The organism is Cutibacterium sp. KBN10P07758 (genome assembly GCF_050286205.1).
Lineage (GTDB): Bacteria > Actinomycetota > Actinomycetes > Propionibacteriales > Propionibacteriaceae > Cutibacterium > Cutibacterium acnes.
On the sequence record NZ_JBNNQV010000001.1, the window covers coordinates 413,997 to 430,971 of the forward strand.

Genomic DNA, 16,975 nt, shown 5'->3' on the forward strand with positions numbered 1-16,975 from the left:
ATCGTCAATAAACGATAGGCTTATGCCATGGGCGATGAAGGCAAGAAACCCGAGGATACCCGTCGTCGACCGATGGTCGTCAGCAAAGGCTGGGTGCAAGGGATCGCCCTTGTGATGATCCTGGGATTCACGGTGATGGGCATCCTCGCGTATCACACCTATAACGACTCCATACCCATACCCGACAAGGTTGTCTCCACCACCGGAGAGGTGCTGTTTACTCATGACGACATCGTTGCCGGGCAGGAAGCCTTCAATAACCGAGGCCTCATGGAGTATGGGTCCATCGTCGGCCACGGTGGGTACCTTGGCCCCGACTTCACCGCCGACTATCTGCGTCGTGCCGCGACGTTGACCCTGGATGTTCGAATCAAAGCTAGAGAGAATCAACCGCACCAGGCCAACATCAAGGACTGGCGTACCAACCGCTACGACTCCCGCACCGGCGTGCTCGTCCTATCACGTCAGCAGACCGCCGCATACCACCATCTCGTTTCCTACTACACGACGTATTTCGGGAGGAATTCGCACAACCTCGGTCTGCTAGCCGACGACATCAAGGGCCCGGCACAAGCTAGGCACTTGACCGACTTCTTCGCGTGGACCGCATGGGGAGCGGCCGCAGATCGGCCCGGCCACAGCTATTCGTACACAAACAACTGGCCGGCAGACCCGACTGTGGCGAACCGTCCAACGGCCGACATGGTTGTCTGGTCCGTGCTTTCCCTTATCGTCCTCATCGGCGGTACCGGAGTCATGTTCGCAATATATGGGCGCTGGAGCAAGAACATCGGTTGGCACGAGTCGGAGACTCCGTCACTGAGTTTCATCCCTCCCAGCCAGGTTGGGCTTACCAAGTCGCAACGCGCCACCTCATGGTTTTTCTTCGTCATTGCTGTTTTGTTCCTTTTCCAGACCCTTGTTGGTGCGGCGGCAGAGCATTACCGGGCGGATATTTCGAGTTTCTTTGGGTTCGATTTGGCGGCCTGGTTGCCCTATAACCTTGCCCGAACCTGGCATGTTCAGTTGGCGTTGTTCTGGACGGCGGCAGCCTTCCTTGCCGGCGGCATCTTCCTGGCTCCCTTCGTCTCGGGTAAGGAGCCTAGGAGGCAACACGTGCTGACTTACGTGCTGCTCGGGGCAGTAGCTTTCGTCGTATTCGGTTCCCTTACCAGTGAGGCGTTGTCGGTCTACGGAGTTTCGTGGGCTAAAGGTCCGGTGTTCGGCCAGCAGTGGGAGTACATCGACCTGTCGAAGATGTTCCAGCTCCTGCTCACCCTTGGCATGTTCCTGTGGGTGTTCATTATCTGGCGTGCTATGCATACCCGGATGAGGGCCGAATCGTTCGGCAATATGCCGTGGGTGTTTTTCTTCTCGGCCCTATCGATCCCGATGTTCTACGCCGTGGGTCTCCTCGCCGGGACGCACACTCAGCTCTCGGTGGCTGAGTTCTGGCGTTTCTGGGTGGTCCATCTCTGGGTCGAGGATTTCCTCGAGCTTTTCACCACCGTCATGGTGGCGTACATCTTCGTCATGCTCGGTGTCGTCCGCGAGAAGGTGGCGTTGGGTGTCATCTACATGGACGTCATCCTCTACTCGGCCGGTGGGGTGCTCGGCACCATGCACCACCTGTACTTCTCGGGCACCCCGAGCGCGCACATGGCCATCGGCGCTTTCTTTTCGGCTGCGGAGGTCATCCCATTGACGTTCCTCACGGTCGAGGCGTGGGGATTCATGCAGCTTGGAGCCCGGCGTGAGTCGCGATCGTCGACGCCGTTCCCGCATCGCTGGACGGTGATGTTCCTCGTTGCAGTCGGGTTCTGGAACTTCGTCGGTGCTGGTGTCTTCGGATTCCTCATCAACCTGCCGATCGTGTCCTACTACGAGATCGGCACCGCCCTCACCGCCAACCATGCCCACGGGGCGATGATGGGCGTCTACGGGATGATGGCCATGGCCTTGGCGATGTTCGCGCTGAGGTACCTCATCCCTGCGTGGAACGACAGGCTGGCGAAAATCTCGTTCTGGTGCACGAACATCGGGCTCGCCTGGATGGTCGTCGTCACCCTGCTGCCGCTTGGCATCCTGCAGCTATACCACTCGGTGGACGCAGGCTATTTCGAGGCCCGACAGCTCAACTACATCACCGAGCACCGCAACGTCGTCCTCGAGTGGCTCCGCATGCCGGGGGACCTCGTCTTCATCATCGGCGGGGTGCTGCCGTTCTTGTGGATGACATTCCAGGGACTGATGCACCACCGGGAAGGGAGGACCGTCGATGAACTGCCGGTGGAGCGGCTCTTCATCGAGGAGGCCCCGGGCGAGCAAGGACACGCCGAGCTGCCGGAGGCGACGAGGTGAGCCCGTCCCTCCAGGTGGTGCTCACCTGTTGCTACTCCCTCTTTCTGCTTACCGTGGCCTGGTTGCTTGATGTCTTGGGTCGCCACAGCGCCCGGATGAGTCGGGAGTGGAAGACGACGAACTTCGTCTACCACGACGATCGGGACGGATGGAAGTGCCATGAGGACCACTGGCTGTGGCCCGCGAGCTTCGATCCGCAGAAGCGGGTCGTCAGGTACCGCGGTCAGCACGAGATTTGTGGTCGATGCCCCGTCAAGGACACTTGCTCGCCGACGATGACGGTGCGTGAGGTAACCATGCCCGTCGACCCGTGGCCGTACTCCGAGGCCGGACTGTTCCATCGTGGTATGACGGTGTGCGTCATGGTCGCTGCTCTGGCCTTGCCAGGTGGCATGCTCTTCGTGGCACGGACGGTGGCGGAGGTGGTCACTCTTATAGCGACTATCGCTATCGTCTGCCTGGCTCTCGTTCCTACCGCTGCATCCATACGCCGGCGCCCAGTGGACATCCCAGAGGGGTTGCCGCTGGAGACGTCAGTGCCGGATACCGGGACGGCGCACGACGACGGTCGTGTCCGCGTGCTCGGCGTTCATGGGCAGGCGACGACAGACCGAGCCGGTGACGAGGCCGACCGTCTTATTGCCAGGTACGGGTCCCGTTGGAGGTCCGGACGGACGCGGTACCGCTCGGTCGAGCAGGCGGCTGCGGTCGAGGCCGAGGTGCGGGGCACGTATGACCGGGGCAGGTACTACCGAGGTGCGGACGACGTCGATGCCGACAGGAGCAGAACATGAGTGATCTCGAATGGACCTTCACCACGATCGCGCTCGTCATCCTCGTCATCGGGTTCCTGATATCGAGCTTCAAGATCATCCCCGAATATGAGCGCGGCGTCGTTTTCCGGCTCGGCAAACTGCGCGGGCTGCACGGTTCCGGGCTCGTGTTTATCTTCCCCGGCCTCGACAAGCTGCACAGAGTCGACCAACGCACCGTAACCCTGACGATCCCGCCGCAGGAGATCATCACCCGTGACAACGTGCCGGCTCGTGTCAACGCCGTCGTCCTATTCAACGTGACGGACCCCATGGATGCTGTCATGAATGTGGAGAATTACGCGATCGCGACGAGCCAGATCGCTCAGACGACGTTGCGAAGTGTCCTAGGCCGGGCGGATCTCGACACCCTCCTCGCCCACCGGGAGGAACTCAACACGGACCTCCGTGAGATCATCGAGGTGCAGACGCACCCGTGGGGTGTCGATGTGTCCGTCGTGGAGATTAAGGACGTGGAGATTCCGGAGGCGATGCAGCGGGCCATGGCCCGTGAGGCGGAGGCGGAGCGGGAGCGGCGGGCGAAAGTCATCAACGCACGCGGCGAGATGCAGGCGTCCGGCGAGTTGCGGCAGGCGGCCGACGAACTCTCGAAGAGCCCGGCCTCCCTGCAGTTGCGGTATTTGCAGACGCTTCTTGAGCTGGGAGCCGATCAGAACTCGACGGTCGTGTTCCCATTGCCCATGGATATCCTCGCCCCCTTCCTTCGCAAAGATCACGGGAATTGACCGATGGGGGTCTGGACTTCGGGACGGTCGGGTCCTACCCGCGTCCGCGTGGTTCCTGTTTGCTTGAGGTATGGAGCAGTCGGGTATGTAACCGCCTCATAATCCGACGATGAGGCGCGGAGACGGCCCTACACTTTGATCATGGATCTTTCTCATACTTTCAAGGACCTGTCTGCCAAGGTTGATTCTGGTTTCGACGATGCCGTTGAGCAACTCACCCGCCACGTGGCAGTCCGGTCGGTTAGTTCCCAGCGGCCCGACGGCGTGAGGTCCGGAGCCGAGTTCGTTGCCGCCGCTGCCAAGGAGGCCGGTGCCGCCGACGTCACCGTCGTCACGGAGAACGACGGCCTTCCCGCTGTCATCGCCCACTGGCCGGCGCCTGAGGGTATGCCCACTGTCCTGCTGTACTCCCACGGTGACGTCCAACCCACCGGCAACCTTGATGAGTGGCATACTGAACCCTTCGTCGCCACCGCCAAAGGTGAGCGTCTCTATGGTCGTGGCACCGCCGACGACAAAGGTGGCGTCGCCGCCCATCTGGCCGCCATTCGTGCCTTCGACGGCAAGCCCCCAGTCGGCGTCACCCTCTTCGTCGAGGGCGAGGAGGAGATCGGCTCGGCTTCTATGGAGGTCATCATCGCCGAGCACAAGGACGAGCTGGCCGCCGACGTCATCGTTGTCGCCGATTCGGTCAACTGGGAGCAGGGCGTCCCTTCCGTGACGACCACCCTGCGCGGCGTCGTCGACTGCATCGTCGAGGTCTCCACCCTCGACCACGCCTTGCATTCCGGCCAGTTTGGCGGCATCGTGCCCGATGCCTTGACCACCCTGTGTCGACTTATCGCCACCCTTCACGACGGGACCGGTGAGGTCACCGTCGACGGGTTGCAGGGATTCGCGGGCCCTGAACTGGATTACCCGGAGGATCGTTTGCGTGCGGAGACCGGCATCCTCGACGGTGTTCAGTGGGTCGGGCGCGGACGTGCAGTCGAGAAGATGTGGACCAAGCCGTCGGTGACTGTCATTGCTATTGACGCCACTCCGGTCAAGGACGCCATCAATATCCTTCCTGCCAGCGCTCGGGCCAAGCTCAGCCTGCGTGTCGCTCCCGGCCAAGACGCCGGCGAGGCTATGGAGGCCCTCGTCAAGCATCTGGAGTCCCACGTCGAGTTCGGTGCTCATATCAAGGTGACCCGTGGTCAGTTGGGACAGCCGGGCGTCGTCCCCTTCACCGGTGACAAGGCCGAGGTCGCCAAGGAGGCCTTCAGGCTGGCATGGGGGCAGGAGCCGGTCGAGATGGGCACTGGTGGCGCTATCCCGCTGGTGACTGACTTGCAGCACGCCTTCCCGGAGGCCACCGTCCTGGTGACTGCTGTTACTGACCCGGAGTCGCGTATGCACGGCATCGACGAGTCCCTGCACCTGGGTGATTTCCGTCGGGCGATCCTCACCGAGGCCCTCATGCTTGCTGGCCTCGCCGAATGAGGAGCGAAGTTCCACTGCACGGTGTTCCCGCGTAGGATAACCCTGCCGTCGGCTGTGCCGGCAGGCAGGGCCTGGGACGTTCAGCGGGGAGTTGCCCCGTTTGTGTGACGATCACCGGGATTCGCGTCAGAAGGGTGGGCAGGCGCGGGCAGCACGTTGTCCCTGTCATTGAGAGGTCCGCCTCATGCCCTCCAGTTCCGTGAGCTACCGCACCCTGTTCTCGCTGCCTGGCGGGACGTTCGTCGCCGTCTCCGCTCTGGCTCGTTTGCCCCTAGCTATGAGCCAGTTGGGCACCCTGCTGCTGGTGTCCAGTCCGCAAGTATCGGGGCGGCTGGGCCCCGGTGGTCTGGCTGCCGGCGTGGTCGCCTTGGCTATCGCTATTGGTTCCCCGTTTTTTGGTGCTCTGACGGACCGTCACGGTCAGCGTGTCGTGCTGCTTGCGCAGTCTCTGGTCGGTGGCACAGCCCTGATCGCTGAGGGACTGGCTGCAGTCATGGGTGCCGCATGGCCGGTAGTGGCCGTGATGGGTGGTTTAGCGGGGTTTTTCCTTCCGCAGATTGGCACGATGGCGAGAGTTCGTTGGCGCGCCATGGGTGCGGCAAATCCCACCATGGAGGCGGGGATCCTCGAAACGTCTTTTGCTTGGGAAGGTGCCATTGACGAAGCCTCCTTCGCTCTCGGCCCGGCCGCGGTCGGCGCTCTCGCTGTGCTGGCCGGTCCCGTTCCGGGGCTTATCGTCGCCGGCGCCATGCTGGTGGTGTTGGGGAGTTGGTTTGCCCTGGACCCGACGTCGAAACTCGTTGAGGTTCATCCGGGCAGAACGATTCGTGCCGGGGCCCCGGCACGGTCAGATCGTGGTGGCCCCGGCCCGCTATTCACCTCAGGTGTCGCGGCCACCTGCGTTGGCATGATCTTTATGGGCATGGTGTTTGGGTCTGTGCAGACCGGCACGACCAGCCTCGCCACCGACGCCGGACGTCCAGGCCTGGCAGGGCTGTTCCACGCCTTGCTTTCAGTGGGTAGCGCTGCTGCTGGGCTGGCTCTGCCACGGTTGGCTCATCGTCTGGACCTGCCGGCCAGGTGGCGTCTTTTCGCTGCCGGATTGGCCCTTTTTGCAGCCCCCTTGCTGCTGGTCGATCGCCTTGGGCCGTTGGTGCCGATCCTCATCATCCTTGGTATGGCGGCGGCCCCGTACATGATCACCCTGTTCAGTGTGGCGGAGAGGTCGGCCTCGGCTGGACGGATTGGCACCGTTATGACTCTGCTAGCGGCTATGAACAGCCTTGGGTATGCCTTCGGGACGACCCTGGCCGGGCGGCTGGCTGACTGGGGTGGTGCAACTCCGGCCTATGCGGTGACGTGGGGCGTCGGTGTGGCGGCGACCTTGTTGGCCCTACCGGCGGCATCGAGGGTAGCCCCGACACACTGAACTCGCTTGTCGCCGTCGAGAACGGGTGTGGTGACGCCGACGCTCCGACGCACAATTCACGGTGAGTTGCCTCGGTGTGCGATAGCGTGTTGATGTGGCGCGCGCAGACGGAAGGCTTACCGCAGACCTCAACCCCCAGGACCACGGGCCCCAAGACGCCTGTGGCGTCATCGGGATCTATGCCCCCGGTGAGGAGGTTTCTAAACTCACCTACTTCGGCATGTATGCCCTGCAACACCGTGGCCAGGAATCAGCTGGCATGGCGGTGTCAGACGGTCGCCACATGATGGTCTTTAAAGACATGGGGTTGGTGTCCCAGGTCTTTGACGAGGCCACCCTCAATTCCCTCCAGGGACATATGGCCGTCGGGCACACCCGGTATTCGACGACTGGTGCGAGTATCTGGGACAACGCCCAGCCGACGTTCAGGTCGCGTCAAGGTGGTGACGGGCTAGCTCTGGCCCATAACGGCAACCTCACCAACACCGGCGCCCTCGAAGCCCTCATCGCTGAGCGTGCCCCGGATACCGAGGTTCCCCACAAAGACCGGATGGACTCCAGCAACGACACCTCGCTGGTAACAGCCCTCATGACGACCTATGACGGCACTCTTGAGGAAGTCGCCGCCCAGGTCCTGCCCCACCTTCAGGGTGCCTTCAGTCTCGTTTTCATGGACGACCACACTTTGTGCGCTGCTCGTGATCCGCAGGGCATCCGACCGTTGGTGCTGGGGCGCCTATCTAGTGGTTGGGTGGTCGCCTCCGAAACTGCGGCTATCGACATCGTCGGTGGTACTTTCGTTCGCGAGATCGAGCCCGGCGAGATGGTCGCCATTGACGCGGCTGGGTTGCGCACCAGCCGTTTCGCTGCGGCCCGGCCCAAGGGGTGCGTCTTCGAATACGTTTACCTGGCTCGCCCTGACACCGTTATTGCTGGACGACGTATCCACAACGTTCGCGTCAAAGTCGGCAAGATCCTGGCCCAGGAACACCCTGCCGACGCCGACCTCGTCATCCCGGTGCCAGAGTCTGGCACCCCGGCTGCTATCGGCTATGCCGACGAGTCCGGCATCCCCTACGGCATGGGCCTTGTCAAGAACTCCTACGTGGGCCGGACTTTCATCCAGCCCTCTCAAACCCTGCGCAACTTGGGTATTCGGCTCAAGCTCAACCCGTTGCGTGACGTCATTGAGGGACGACGCATCGTCGTCGTCGATGACTCCATCGTGCGCGGCAATACCCAGCGTCAGCTGGTCCGAATGTTGCGTGAGGCTGGTGCGGCCGAGGTGCACGTGCGCATCTCTTCTCCGCCGGTGCAGTGGCCGTGCTTCTACGGCATTGACTTCGCTACTCGCGCTCAGCTCATCGCCCCGGGTCTTGACGTCGAGGACATCTGCCGATCTATCGGCGCTGACTCGCTTGGCTACGTCAGCCTTGACGGCCTCGTCCGTGCCACCCACGTTGACGCCGATAACCTCTGCCGGGCTTGTTTTGACGGCGTTTATCCCGTACCGGTGCCTGTCTCGGCGCGAGCCGTGCTAGCCGACGCCACCCACACCAACCCGAACCAGGAGCAGCAGTGAGCAACGAGTCCGCCTACGCCCGTGCCGGAGTCGACATTGAGGCTGGTGAGCGCGCCGTTGACCTGATGAAGGCCCACGTGGCCGCCACCCGTCGTCCAGAGGTCCTTGGCGGCTTGGGCGGCTTCGCTGGCTTTTTCGACGCTTCCGTCCTGGGCCAGTACCGTCACCCGGTGCTGGCTACCTCGACTGATGGGGTTGGCACCAAGGTGGCCATTGCCCAGGCCATGGACATTCACGACACCATTGGTTTTGACCTCGTCGGCATGCTCGTCGACGATCTCGTCGTGGTGGGTGCTGAGCCGTGGTTCGTCACCGACTACATTGCATGCGGCCACGTCGACCCCGACCGGATTGCCGCTGTTGTCAAGGGCATCGCCGCAGCGTGTACTCAAGCCGGCTGTTCCCTGTTGGGCGGCGAGACAGCTGAGCATCCGGGTCTGCTAACCGACGACGAGTACGACGTCGCAGGCGCTACTACGGGCGCCGTCGAGTATGACGACATTCTTGGCCCGCAGCGCGTGCAGGAGGGCGACGCTTTGTTGGCGGTGGCTTCCTCGGGGCTGCACTCGAACGGTTACTCACTGGTCCGTAAGGTGCTGCTGGCTGACGCTGGTTGGGCTTTGAACCGTCATGTCGATGAGTTGGGTCGCACCCTTGGCGAAGAGCTGTTGGAGCCGACGACGGTTTATGCAGCTGATCTGCTGGCCCTTATCCGCCAGATCGAGGTGCACGCTATGAGTCACGTCACCGGCGGGGGATTAGCTAACAACCTGGCCCGTGTCCTGCCTGATGATCTCGTTGCTACGGTCGACCGGTCCACGTGGACACCAGCGCCGATCTTCAACCTCGTCCAGCAGGTGGGCAACGTCTCACAGCCTGACATCGAAGCGACCCTCAATATGGGAGTCGGGATGGTCGTCGTCATGCCAGACGCGAACATCTCTGCAGCTATCGATCTGCTTGCCGAGCGTGGTCTTTCCGCTTGGCAGTGCGGTCATGTTTCCCATCGTGACGCGACGAATGAGCTGGGGGCGGTGCTGGTTTCGAGCCATCCTTGCTGCTAGGCCGTTCGCCTGGAAACACAATTTGCGGTGGCCCACTTTGGTACGTGGGTCATCGCTCGGGTAGCCTGTGCACCACGATAGTTGATGATTTTGGGCGGCAATGCCGCTATTGATGAAGCGAGGGGGTCGACCCACATGGGGCGCGGCCGTGCAAAGGCGAAACAGACCAAGGTTGCCCGCGATTTGAAGTATCGCTCGGTGAACATGGATCTCGAGTCACTGGAGCGAGAGCTGAGAGGCGAGAGCCGTCAGCAGGAGGATCCTCATGACGAGGACGGCTTGTCGGATGAGTACGCAGATTTGGCTGAGAAGTACGCCCACTACGGCGAGGAGGACTGAGCCGGTAATGCGGCCATGAGGTGGCTGAACGACCCCTTACTCGACGGGTTTGAATACGCTCGGATCGGGCTCCCGCATGCAGCTAAGGCTGTGGGGGATCCCGACGGGCTTCTAACTGCGAGTGTGGTGCGTCGTGGTGAGCCGCGTCATGGCCGTGCCATGCTCTACGTCCACGGCTGGTCGGACTGCTTTTACCAAGCTCATCTAGCTGAGGTGGTGGAGAGCTGGGGGTATGACTTCCTCGGGCTCGATCTGCGTCGGTACGGGCGAAATCTTGTTCCCGGTCAGATGGCTGGCTGGGTTCGTGACTTGGCCGAATACGATGAGGAAATTGACGCTGCGGTGTCATTGCTGCGGGCCGATCACGACTCGGTGACGATCATGGGTCACTCCACAGGGGGGCTTATTGTCCCGTTGTGGGTGTCGCGTCATCCGGGATGGGTTGACGGGGTTATTCTCAACTCACCGTGGATCGACCTTCAGGGGTCGTTCCTTACCCGAGCTCTAGCTGGGCCGGTGGCACGATCAGTCCGCGTCGCAGAACCGACGACTGTGCTGCCTATCCCGTCCCGGGACAATTTTGGTCACTCAATCCGTCGTGAGTTTGGCGGGGAATGGGACGTCCCGGAGGTCAAGGATCCGTCATGGGCTCCTTTCGTCACTCGCGCCGGGTGGTTGGCAGCTATCCTCGATGGTCATCAGAAGGTGGCTCAGGGGCTGCACATTGACGTCCCGCTGTTGGTGCTCATTTCTGCTCGCAGCGACCTTTCGGCGACGTGGAAGCCGTCGATGAAGACCGCTGATACCGTTCTCGACGTCGATCGGTTGGCGCGCGCAGCAGTTAACCTTGGTCGCCATCTCACCTTGGTCCGTGTCCGGGGTGGACTCCATGATGTGGTGCTCTCTGCTCCGTCGGTGCGGGCTGGTGTTTTCGCTGAAATGGAGCGCTGGGTTGACGCCTATTTAGCGTAATAACTCACATCTGACACGTTTTTGGACGTCGTTAACATTTTTATGACACACTTCCTGTGCTGGGCACCGTCGCCCAGCAGGTACAGATCGACTCTGCGGCATCGGCGCCGGGAGACGGCGATCTGACCGAACCACACGGAGGTTTGGAATGTACGCGAAGAAGATCGCAGCCTTGGCGACGGCATCGATGCTCGTCCTGGCTGGCTGCAGTTCCACGACGACCGACGAGGATGCGAGTCAAGGGTCGACGACGTCCTCGTCGACTCCCAAGGCAGGCGGCGCCGGCGGCGAGGTTGGTGTGTTTACCTGGTGGGCCGACGGCTCCGAGGCGAGGGGCTTGCAGGCTCTCGAGAAGATGTTCGCCAAAAAGTACCCGCACGATAGGTTTAAAAACCTTGCCGTTGCTGGTGGATCTGGGTCTAACGCTAAGGCCAAGCTGGCTTCCGATCTTAAGAACGGCAACCCTCCGAGTTCCTTCCAAGGTCACGCTGGCGCTGAACTGACCGACTATATCGACAATGAGCAGATCGAGCCCGTTGATGGAATTATCAAGGAACTCGGTGGCGAGTCGGTTTTCCCAAAGACCCTAGCTGACCGTCTCACTGTCGATGGCCACATCTATTCGGTGCCGGTCGACATCCACCGCGCCAATGTGGTGTGGGCTAATTCCGCCCTCCTCAAGAAGGCCGGCGTCACCAAGACTCCGACTGACGTCAAGGGCTGGATTGCTGATATGGAGAAGGTTAAGGCGTCTGGCGTCGCCACCCCGTTGTCGATCGGTGGCACCTGGACTCAGACCGAACTTTTCGAGTCGATTCTGGCTGCTGATATGGGCGCCGACGGCTACAACAAGCTTTTCACTCCCGATGGCACATGGGACAGCCCCGAGGCTAAGGCGGCCATCGAGGACTACAAGAAGGCCCTCACCTTCACCAATACCGCTTCCGACGGCGACGACTGGCCGGCTGCCACTGACATGGTGGCTTCCGGCAAAGCTGCCTACAACGTCATGGGTGACTGGGCCGTTGCGGAGTTCGACATGAAGGGCAAGAAGTACAACGCCGACTACACCGCTTTCGTGGTGCCCGGCAAGGAGGTCGTCTACGATTTCCTGGCTGACTCCTTCACCCTGCCCACCGGCACCAAGAACCCCGAGGCAACCAAGGATTGGTTGCGCTTCGTCGGTTCGGCCGACGCCCAGTCGACGTTCAACAAGATCAAGGGATCTATCCCGGCTCGTACCGACGTCAAGCCTGACGGTTTCAGCACGTACCAGCAGACCGCGATGAAGGACTTCAAAGAGGTGCCGATCGTTTCGTCGATCGCTCACGGTGCGGCTGTCTCGCTGGCATGGAGCTCCGAGATCAACACTGCGATGAGCAAGTTCTACCAGGACAAGAACGCCGACAACCTGGCTTCCGCGCTGGTGACTGCACACGACAAATACGGCAAGTGAGCCATGGATGGGGTCCGCAGGTCGGACCCCATACCGGAACTGTTCTTGATCTAACGTTGCGCGTTTGCGCTCACATGAGGGGTGCTATATAGCGCTCTTCATCCCCCAAAAAATCAGGAGATTTCATCATGAAAAGAGTGAGGCGCTGGCTTCCGAGCTTTCTCCTCGTGCTGCCGTCGATCATTCTCGTTGGCGTCTTTGTCTATGGGTTTATCGGTAAGACGGTCTTCGCATCGTTGGCGCGGGTAAAGACGAAATCGGGGCGAGTTAAGGCTCCCGGTGGCTGGGCTAACTACTCACAGTTATTAGCCGATGGCCGGTATCAGCACGCCATGTGGAACTTGCTGGTGCTGACCGTGGTGTTCGTCGCTGGAACCATGGTCTTTGGCCTGTTGTGGGCTCTCCTACTGGAGAAAGGTGTTAGCGGCGAGGGATTCTTCCGGTCGATATTACTATTCCCGATGGCAGTCTCTTTCGTGGCTGCTGGTGTCATCTGGCGGTGGCTCCTGTCTCCTGCTAAGGATGGTCAGGCCGCCGGTCTCAACCAGCTTTTTGTTCATATGGGAATGTCCGGGCTGCAGTCATCCTGGTATTCGTCGGGTAAATTCAATATGGCGGCTATGGCCATCCCAGCTATCTGGCAATTGTCCGGCTATATCATGGCTCTCTTCCTGGCCGGTTTCCGCGGTATTTCCGAAGACCAGCGTGAGGCAGCTCGGGTCGACGGTGCGTCCGAGTTCAAGCTCTACTGGAACGTTCTCTTCCCGCAGCTCTCGCCGATCGCTCTGAGCGCTCTCATCATCGTTGGCCATATGTCGATGAAAATGTTCGACCTTATCTACGCAATTGCCGGGCAGAGTTCCTACACCGCAGAGGTCCCGGCCACGTTGATGTGGACTCAAATGTTCCAGCTCAATAACCCGACGGCGGGTGCCGTCAACGCGACGATCCTGCTGGTCATTGTGGCCGTTGTCGTCGTCCCGTACCTCGTGTACACCAATCGCACCGAGAGACAAGGACGCTGATGACTAGTACAGCGCTTCCGGATGAGGTACGTGGTGACGCTACTGTTCCCGGTGGGACCCTGGCTGACGCCCCTCAACGTCGCCGGCGTCGCACGGCGGCCCAGCAGACTATGAGCGCCGTGCGCTATGTGCTGCTGGTGATTTTCGCCGTGCTGGTGCTGACCCCTGCCTATGCCTTGCTCGTGACGAGCTTCAAGACGCCGTCTGTCTACGACCAAACGACGGCGTGGAAATTCCCTAGGGTGTGGTCAGTTGGAGGCTGGCAGGCCGCCTGGGGCGCCCTGGCGCCAGCTCTAGGACGTTCTCTCGTGATGGCCGTACTGGCCGCCATCATCTCTGCCATTCTGGGATCCCTCAACGGCTATGTCTTCGCGAAGTGGAAGTTCCCTGGATCCCATGTGATCTTTGTGCTGTTCCTGTTCGGGATGTTCATTCCCTACCAGGCCATCATGATTCCGCTGTCAGGCATGATGTTAGACATTCAGCAGGGAGCTCCGTGGTTCGCCGGGATCCCGACCCTAGTGCTGTGCCACGTCGTGTATGGCATCCCCATTTGCACTCTGATCTTCCGCAACTACTATGCGACCGCAGTGCCCTCGGAAATAGTCGAGGCCTCCAGAGTGGACGGCGCTGCCATGATCTCGACGTACACCAAGATCGTCCTACCGGTGTCCATTCCAGGCTTCGTCGTGACGCTCATTTGGCAGTTCACCAGTGCCTGGAACGACTTCCTCTTTGCGCTGTTCCTGACTAACCAGAACAACGGGCCGGTCACCTTCGGCCTCAATGCGTTGGCTTCCGGACAGAACCCGAATTATCCGCAGATCATGGCTGGTGTGCTCATTGCCTGTTTGCCGACCGTTGTGGTGTACATCGCCCTGGGTAAGTACTTCGTCTCTGGCCTCATGAGCGGTTCGGTCAAATGAGGTTAGGAAAGGCGCTGACGCGACCTCGTCATTTGCAAGGTGGCCGGGACCGGGGTCGAACCGGTGACCTTTCACTTTTCAGGCGAACGCTACTACCAACTGAGCTACCCGGCCATCGTGCCCACGCAAAGGCCGCATGAACACGAAAGCGGTGATGAACTCATCACCGCTTCAGCGACCCCGATGGGACTTGAACCCACGACCTCCGCCGTGACAGGGCGGCGCGCTAACCAACTGCGCTACGGGGCCTTGACTCTTGTGAGCCCGACCACTGCCTCAGGCAGCTCGAAAAATATAGCAAGGATGTAACCCTGAAGGGAAATCGACCTCTGGATGCCGGGTTAAAACAGCTGTGACTAGGGTATTTGCATGGCCTAGTGGGGCTATCTTGCAGGGATGCCGGGTTCGCTGTAAGCGAACTAGAAGTTTTGGGCGCCCACCTAGTGTGTCTGCTGCTGTGCTAAGAGAGATGAGCAGGACGGATCAACTGAAGGTCGCCATGGTTGGGCGGGCCGCTGGCGGGTATGACGCGCATCCTTTCGCCTAAGCGTGCCGATGACATGATTTGGATCTGAGGCGTGAAACGGTGGGTTGGCTGACAAACCAACCTGGCCGGACATAACTAGGGTCCTGCATCGATGTCGATGCAGGACCCTTGAGGGTATCCCGGACGGGATTCGAACCCGCGTTGCCGCCTTGAAAGGGCGGTGTCCTAGGCCTCTGGACGACCGGGACTCAACGGATGCATATCAATGCGATGGCAACCGTCGAACTGGGCCATCATAGCCAGGTCATATCACTGGCGAGAAATTGCCCCACCGGATGCTGGCCTTCTGGGCAGACGAGCGCTTACCAGCGTGCCTACCTTGGTGGCACCGCAGACGCCGGCAACCGATAGGGATTGCCGGCGTCACGCTGGTTCAGTTGAGGAGGTTTGAATTGATGCGAACTGGGTACATCGAGGAACGGATGGGGCTCAGACGCACCCCGGCACGAGGATTGGCTGCCTCCACCATGTACCCGTTGCCGACGTAAATGCCGACGTGACCGCCACCCGAGGCGGCGAAAAGATCCCCGGGCTGAATTTGGTCTAGGGAAATGCGATGACCGCGCTCGATTTGTGACCCCGAGTAATGGGGCAGGTTAATTCCCGCCTGCTGGTAGGCCTTCAACACTAGGCCCGAGCAGTCGAAGCCGTCGGGGCCCTCGCCTCCCCAAATGTAGGCTTTGCCCACTTGAGCCGTGGCGTAGTTGACAATGGCGGCCCGAGCGCCACGAGGCGACACCGAGGGATCGGGGGCGGGCCTGGGTGCCGGTGTGGGCGGAGTAGTAGTGGTGAGGTACTTGCTGGAGGCCCACAAGGTGCGTCCCCGATGGGTGATCTGGGTCCATCCGGAGGTAGTCCGCCCGGTGGTTGCCAGGGCGGTGCCACGTGAGACTGAGGTGTACACCGCAGCGCTCATGGAGGCGCCGTTTCGTAGGTTGAGGTTAGCTGTCGTGTAGACGGTCTTGGATGGCTTGGGAGCCGGCGCCGGTTTCGGGGAGGGCTTGGCGGCGGTGGGGCTCAGATAGCGGGAACCAACCCACCGGTGAACGCCGTTGTAGACAACTTCGCTAAAGCCCTGTGCGGAGCGTCCGGTTACGCCGACTTTCTCACCGGGGGAGAGCACACCCACCTTGGCGGCCTGCATAGAGTGCCCAGCGCGAACATAGACGTACGTGGTTGCCTGGGCAATTCCGACTGGAGAGCTGGAGGCGGAGGGGCTGGAGGGAGATGGGCGCCAGGCGACTGACGACAGGTAGTGGTGGTCGATGAAGGCAGTGTGGCCACGGTAGGCGACCGGGACCCAGCCATTGACGGGGACGCCGGTCTGATTGAGCTGCTGGCCCCTCTCGAGTACGCCTACGATCTTTCCGTGTATGCCCGCCTGGGCCCTGATGTTAACGGCGGTGCGAGCGGACACTCGGGCCTTTACTGAACTGTTGGTGGCTTGGGCTGGGGGGGCAAAGAATTGACTGCCGCCGATGGCGAGACCAGCGGTGGCCAGGGTTGCGACCCCGGCCCGGAGCGGGCGCACAACACCCATGGAACTGACTCCTTCCGGCGTGTGGACCCGCCTCCCTATGGGGCACTCCTGGCTCTTCCCCGGATCCGTCCACCGACCCAACCAGGAACACCTCGCGTGACAAGGGCAATTCAAGTTGTCAAAACGGGTTTCGTCTACTTGCTCCGAAGAGTTTTTTCGTCGCCTGCAAGTCGACACGCCGAGAAATGGCTGAGAATCTCAAAGATGTTATTTGGGGTTCGCTGGCGACGCTGAGGGTCTCCTAATCGGCTTTGACTAGGGGTTATACCGGACGCCATGAAGGTGATCGTCCTGGGCGTTGCCATTGCCGCGGCGAGTCTAAAAAGTTCATGCCAACTCTGAAGTACAGGTTGATGTTTAGGAGTAGGTATCGACACGCGTTGCGGCAAAGGACCGAGAATCGGCCGCCGAATACCCGGGTCGCTTCGCATGATGAAGGAAGCATCGCTACACTAGGGGAGCCCCCGTAGCTCAGATGGTTAGAGCAGCGGACTTTTAATCCGCGGGTCCTGGGTTCGAGTCCCAGTGGGGGCACAGCTTGCACTGGCAGGGAAGGTGGACGGCATTCCTGGCGTCCGACAGCAGCGGACCTGTCATCGAGGTGATGAAGTGCACGCTGCGTTCTTCGATGACATTCTCGCGTAACGTACCTATCACCAGTGTGGATTCATCCGCACTGGTGATTCGGTTC

General features: G+C 60.9%; 13 protein-coding genes and 4 tRNA genes. 13 read left to right on the forward strand and 4 right to left on the reverse strand.

Translation table 11 applies throughout. The annotated features are described in order from the left end of the window. Window positions 1-27: 27 nt before the first annotated feature. The 12 genes from ACOYO3_RS02055 (at window position 28) to ACOYO3_RS02110 (ending at window position 14,197) form a co-directional block, all read left to right on the forward strand. Window positions 28-2,361, forward strand: coding sequence for a nitric-oxide reductase large subunit (locus tag ACOYO3_RS02055; protein WP_002518011.1), 2,334 nt, complete (start codon window positions 28-30; stop codon window positions 2,359-2,361). Next, window positions 2,358-3,155, forward strand: a complete 798-nt coding sequence (locus tag ACOYO3_RS02060) for a hypothetical protein (protein WP_002518035.1) — start codon at window positions 2,358-2,360, stop codon at window positions 3,153-3,155. Before ACOYO3_RS02055 ends, ACOYO3_RS02060 begins: the two co-directional genes overlap by 4 nt. After that, window positions 3,152-3,919 (forward strand): slipin family protein, encoded by a 768-nt coding sequence (locus ACOYO3_RS02065; RefSeq protein ID WP_002518008.1) that lies wholly within the window; start codon window positions 3,152-3,154, stop codon window positions 3,917-3,919. Before ACOYO3_RS02060 ends, ACOYO3_RS02065 begins: the two co-directional genes overlap by 4 nt. Window positions 3,920-4,060: 141 nt before the next feature. Continuing rightward, window positions 4,061-5,404: a dipeptidase gene (locus ACOYO3_RS02070; protein WP_002524486.1), complete on the forward strand. Its 1,344-nt coding sequence runs from the start codon at window positions 4,061-4,063 to the stop codon at window positions 5,402-5,404. 184 nt (window positions 5,405-5,588) lie between these two features. After that, window positions 5,589-6,833: an MFS transporter gene (locus ACOYO3_RS02075; RefSeq protein WP_002515432.1), complete on the forward strand. Its 1,245-nt coding sequence runs from the start codon at window positions 5,589-5,591 to the stop codon at window positions 6,831-6,833. A gap of 94 nt (window positions 6,834-6,927) precedes the next feature. Next, window positions 6,928-8,415 carry an amidophosphoribosyltransferase gene (purF, locus tag ACOYO3_RS02080; RefSeq protein WP_002515373.1) on the forward strand — a complete coding sequence of 496 codons (1,488 nt, stop codon included), beginning with the start codon at window positions 6,928-6,930 and terminating at the stop codon, window positions 8,413-8,415. After that, a complete protein-coding gene (purM, locus tag ACOYO3_RS02085) occupies window positions 8,412-9,479 on the forward strand; it encodes a phosphoribosylformylglycinamidine cyclo-ligase (RefSeq protein WP_002515370.1) in 1,068 nt (355 codons plus the stop codon). Before purF ends, purM begins: the two co-directional genes overlap by 4 nt. 135 nt (window positions 9,480-9,614) lie before the next feature. Next, window positions 9,615-9,818, forward strand: a complete 204-nt coding sequence (locus ACOYO3_RS02090) for a DUF3073 domain-containing protein (protein WP_008597657.1) — start codon at window positions 9,615-9,617, stop codon at window positions 9,816-9,818. A 15-nt stretch (window positions 9,819-9,833) separates the two neighbouring features. After that, window positions 9,834-10,790 carry an alpha/beta hydrolase gene (locus ACOYO3_RS02095; RefSeq protein WP_002515422.1) on the forward strand — a complete coding sequence of 319 codons (957 nt, stop codon included), beginning with the start codon at window positions 9,834-9,836 and terminating at the stop codon, window positions 10,788-10,790. Window positions 10,791-10,938: 148 nt separating this feature from the next. Continuing rightward, a complete protein-coding gene (locus ACOYO3_RS02100) occupies window positions 10,939-12,246 on the forward strand; it encodes an ABC transporter substrate-binding protein (protein WP_427305725.1) in 1,308 nt (435 codons plus the stop codon). 128 nt (window positions 12,247-12,374) lie between these two features. Beyond that, window positions 12,375-13,271: a carbohydrate ABC transporter permease gene (locus tag ACOYO3_RS02105; protein WP_002518038.1), complete on the forward strand. Its 897-nt coding sequence runs from the start codon at window positions 12,375-12,377 to the stop codon at window positions 13,269-13,271. After that, window positions 13,271-14,197 carry a carbohydrate ABC transporter permease gene (locus ACOYO3_RS02110; RefSeq protein ID WP_002515368.1) on the forward strand — a complete coding sequence of 309 codons (927 nt, stop codon included), beginning with the start codon at window positions 13,271-13,273 and terminating at the stop codon, window positions 14,195-14,197. The genes ACOYO3_RS02105 and ACOYO3_RS02110 overlap by 1 nt, the downstream gene beginning before the upstream one ends. A 40-nt stretch (window positions 14,198-14,237) precedes the next feature. Here ACOYO3_RS02110 and ACOYO3_RS02115 read toward each other — a convergent pair. The 4 genes from ACOYO3_RS02115 to ACOYO3_RS02130 form a co-directional block, all read right to left on the reverse strand. Next, window positions 14,238-14,311 (reverse strand) — tRNA-Phe (locus ACOYO3_RS02115). Window positions 14,312-14,372: 61 nt separating this feature from the next. Further along, window positions 14,373-14,446, reverse strand: a tRNA-Asp gene (locus tag ACOYO3_RS02120). A 413-nt stretch (window positions 14,447-14,859) separates the two neighbouring features. Then, window positions 14,860-14,932 (reverse strand) — tRNA-Glu (locus tag ACOYO3_RS02125). A 185-nt stretch (window positions 14,933-15,117) separates the two neighbouring features. Further along, complete coding sequence (locus ACOYO3_RS02130; RefSeq protein WP_002515365.1) at window positions 15,118-16,284, reverse strand: SH3 domain-containing protein; 1,167 nt, start codon at window positions 16,282-16,284, stop codon at window positions 15,118-15,120. Window positions 16,285-16,744: 460 nt separating this feature from the next. Between ACOYO3_RS02130 and ACOYO3_RS02135 the strand changes: the two genes are divergently transcribed. Further along, a tRNA-Lys gene (locus tag ACOYO3_RS02135) sits at window positions 16,745-16,818 on the forward strand. Window positions 16,819-16,975: the final 157 nt, after the last annotated feature.

What these genes read in the sequence shown, in the direction of transcription:
- ACOYO3_RS02055 (WP_002518011.1), top strand. Translation starts at nt 28, where the DNA reads ATGGGCGATGAAGGCAAGAAACCCGAGGATACCCGTCGTCGACCGATG.
- ACOYO3_RS02095 (WP_002515422.1), top strand. Translation starts at nt 9,834, where the DNA reads ATGAGGTGGCTGAACGACCCCTTACTCGACGGGTTTGAATACGCTCGG.
- ACOYO3_RS02105 (WP_002518038.1), top strand. Translation starts at nt 12,375, where the DNA reads ATGAAAAGAGTGAGGCGCTGGCTTCCGAGCTTTCTCCTCGTGCTGCCG.
- ACOYO3_RS02070 (WP_002524486.1), top strand. Translation starts at nt 4,061, where the DNA reads ATGGATCTTTCTCATACTTTCAAGGACCTGTCTGCCAAGGTTGATTCT.
- ACOYO3_RS02075 (WP_002515432.1), top strand. Translation starts at nt 5,589, where the DNA reads ATGCCCTCCAGTTCCGTGAGCTACCGCACCCTGTTCTCGCTGCCTGGC.
- ACOYO3_RS02065 (WP_002518008.1), top strand. Translation starts at nt 3,152, where the DNA reads ATGAGTGATCTCGAATGGACCTTCACCACGATCGCGCTCGTCATCCTC.
- ACOYO3_RS02110 (WP_002515368.1), top strand. Translation starts at nt 13,271, where the DNA reads ATGACTAGTACAGCGCTTCCGGATGAGGTACGTGGTGACGCTACTGTT.
- ACOYO3_RS02090 (WP_008597657.1), top strand. Translation starts at nt 9,615, where the DNA reads ATGGGGCGCGGCCGTGCAAAGGCGAAACAGACCAAGGTTGCCCGCGAT.
- ACOYO3_RS02130 (WP_002515365.1), bottom strand. Translation starts at nt 16,284, where the DNA reads ATGGGTGTTGTGCGCCCGCTCCGGGCCGGGGTCGCAACCCTGGCCACC.
- ACOYO3_RS02100 (WP_427305725.1), top strand. Translation starts at nt 10,939, where the DNA reads ATGTACGCGAAGAAGATCGCAGCCTTGGCGACGGCATCGATGCTCGTC.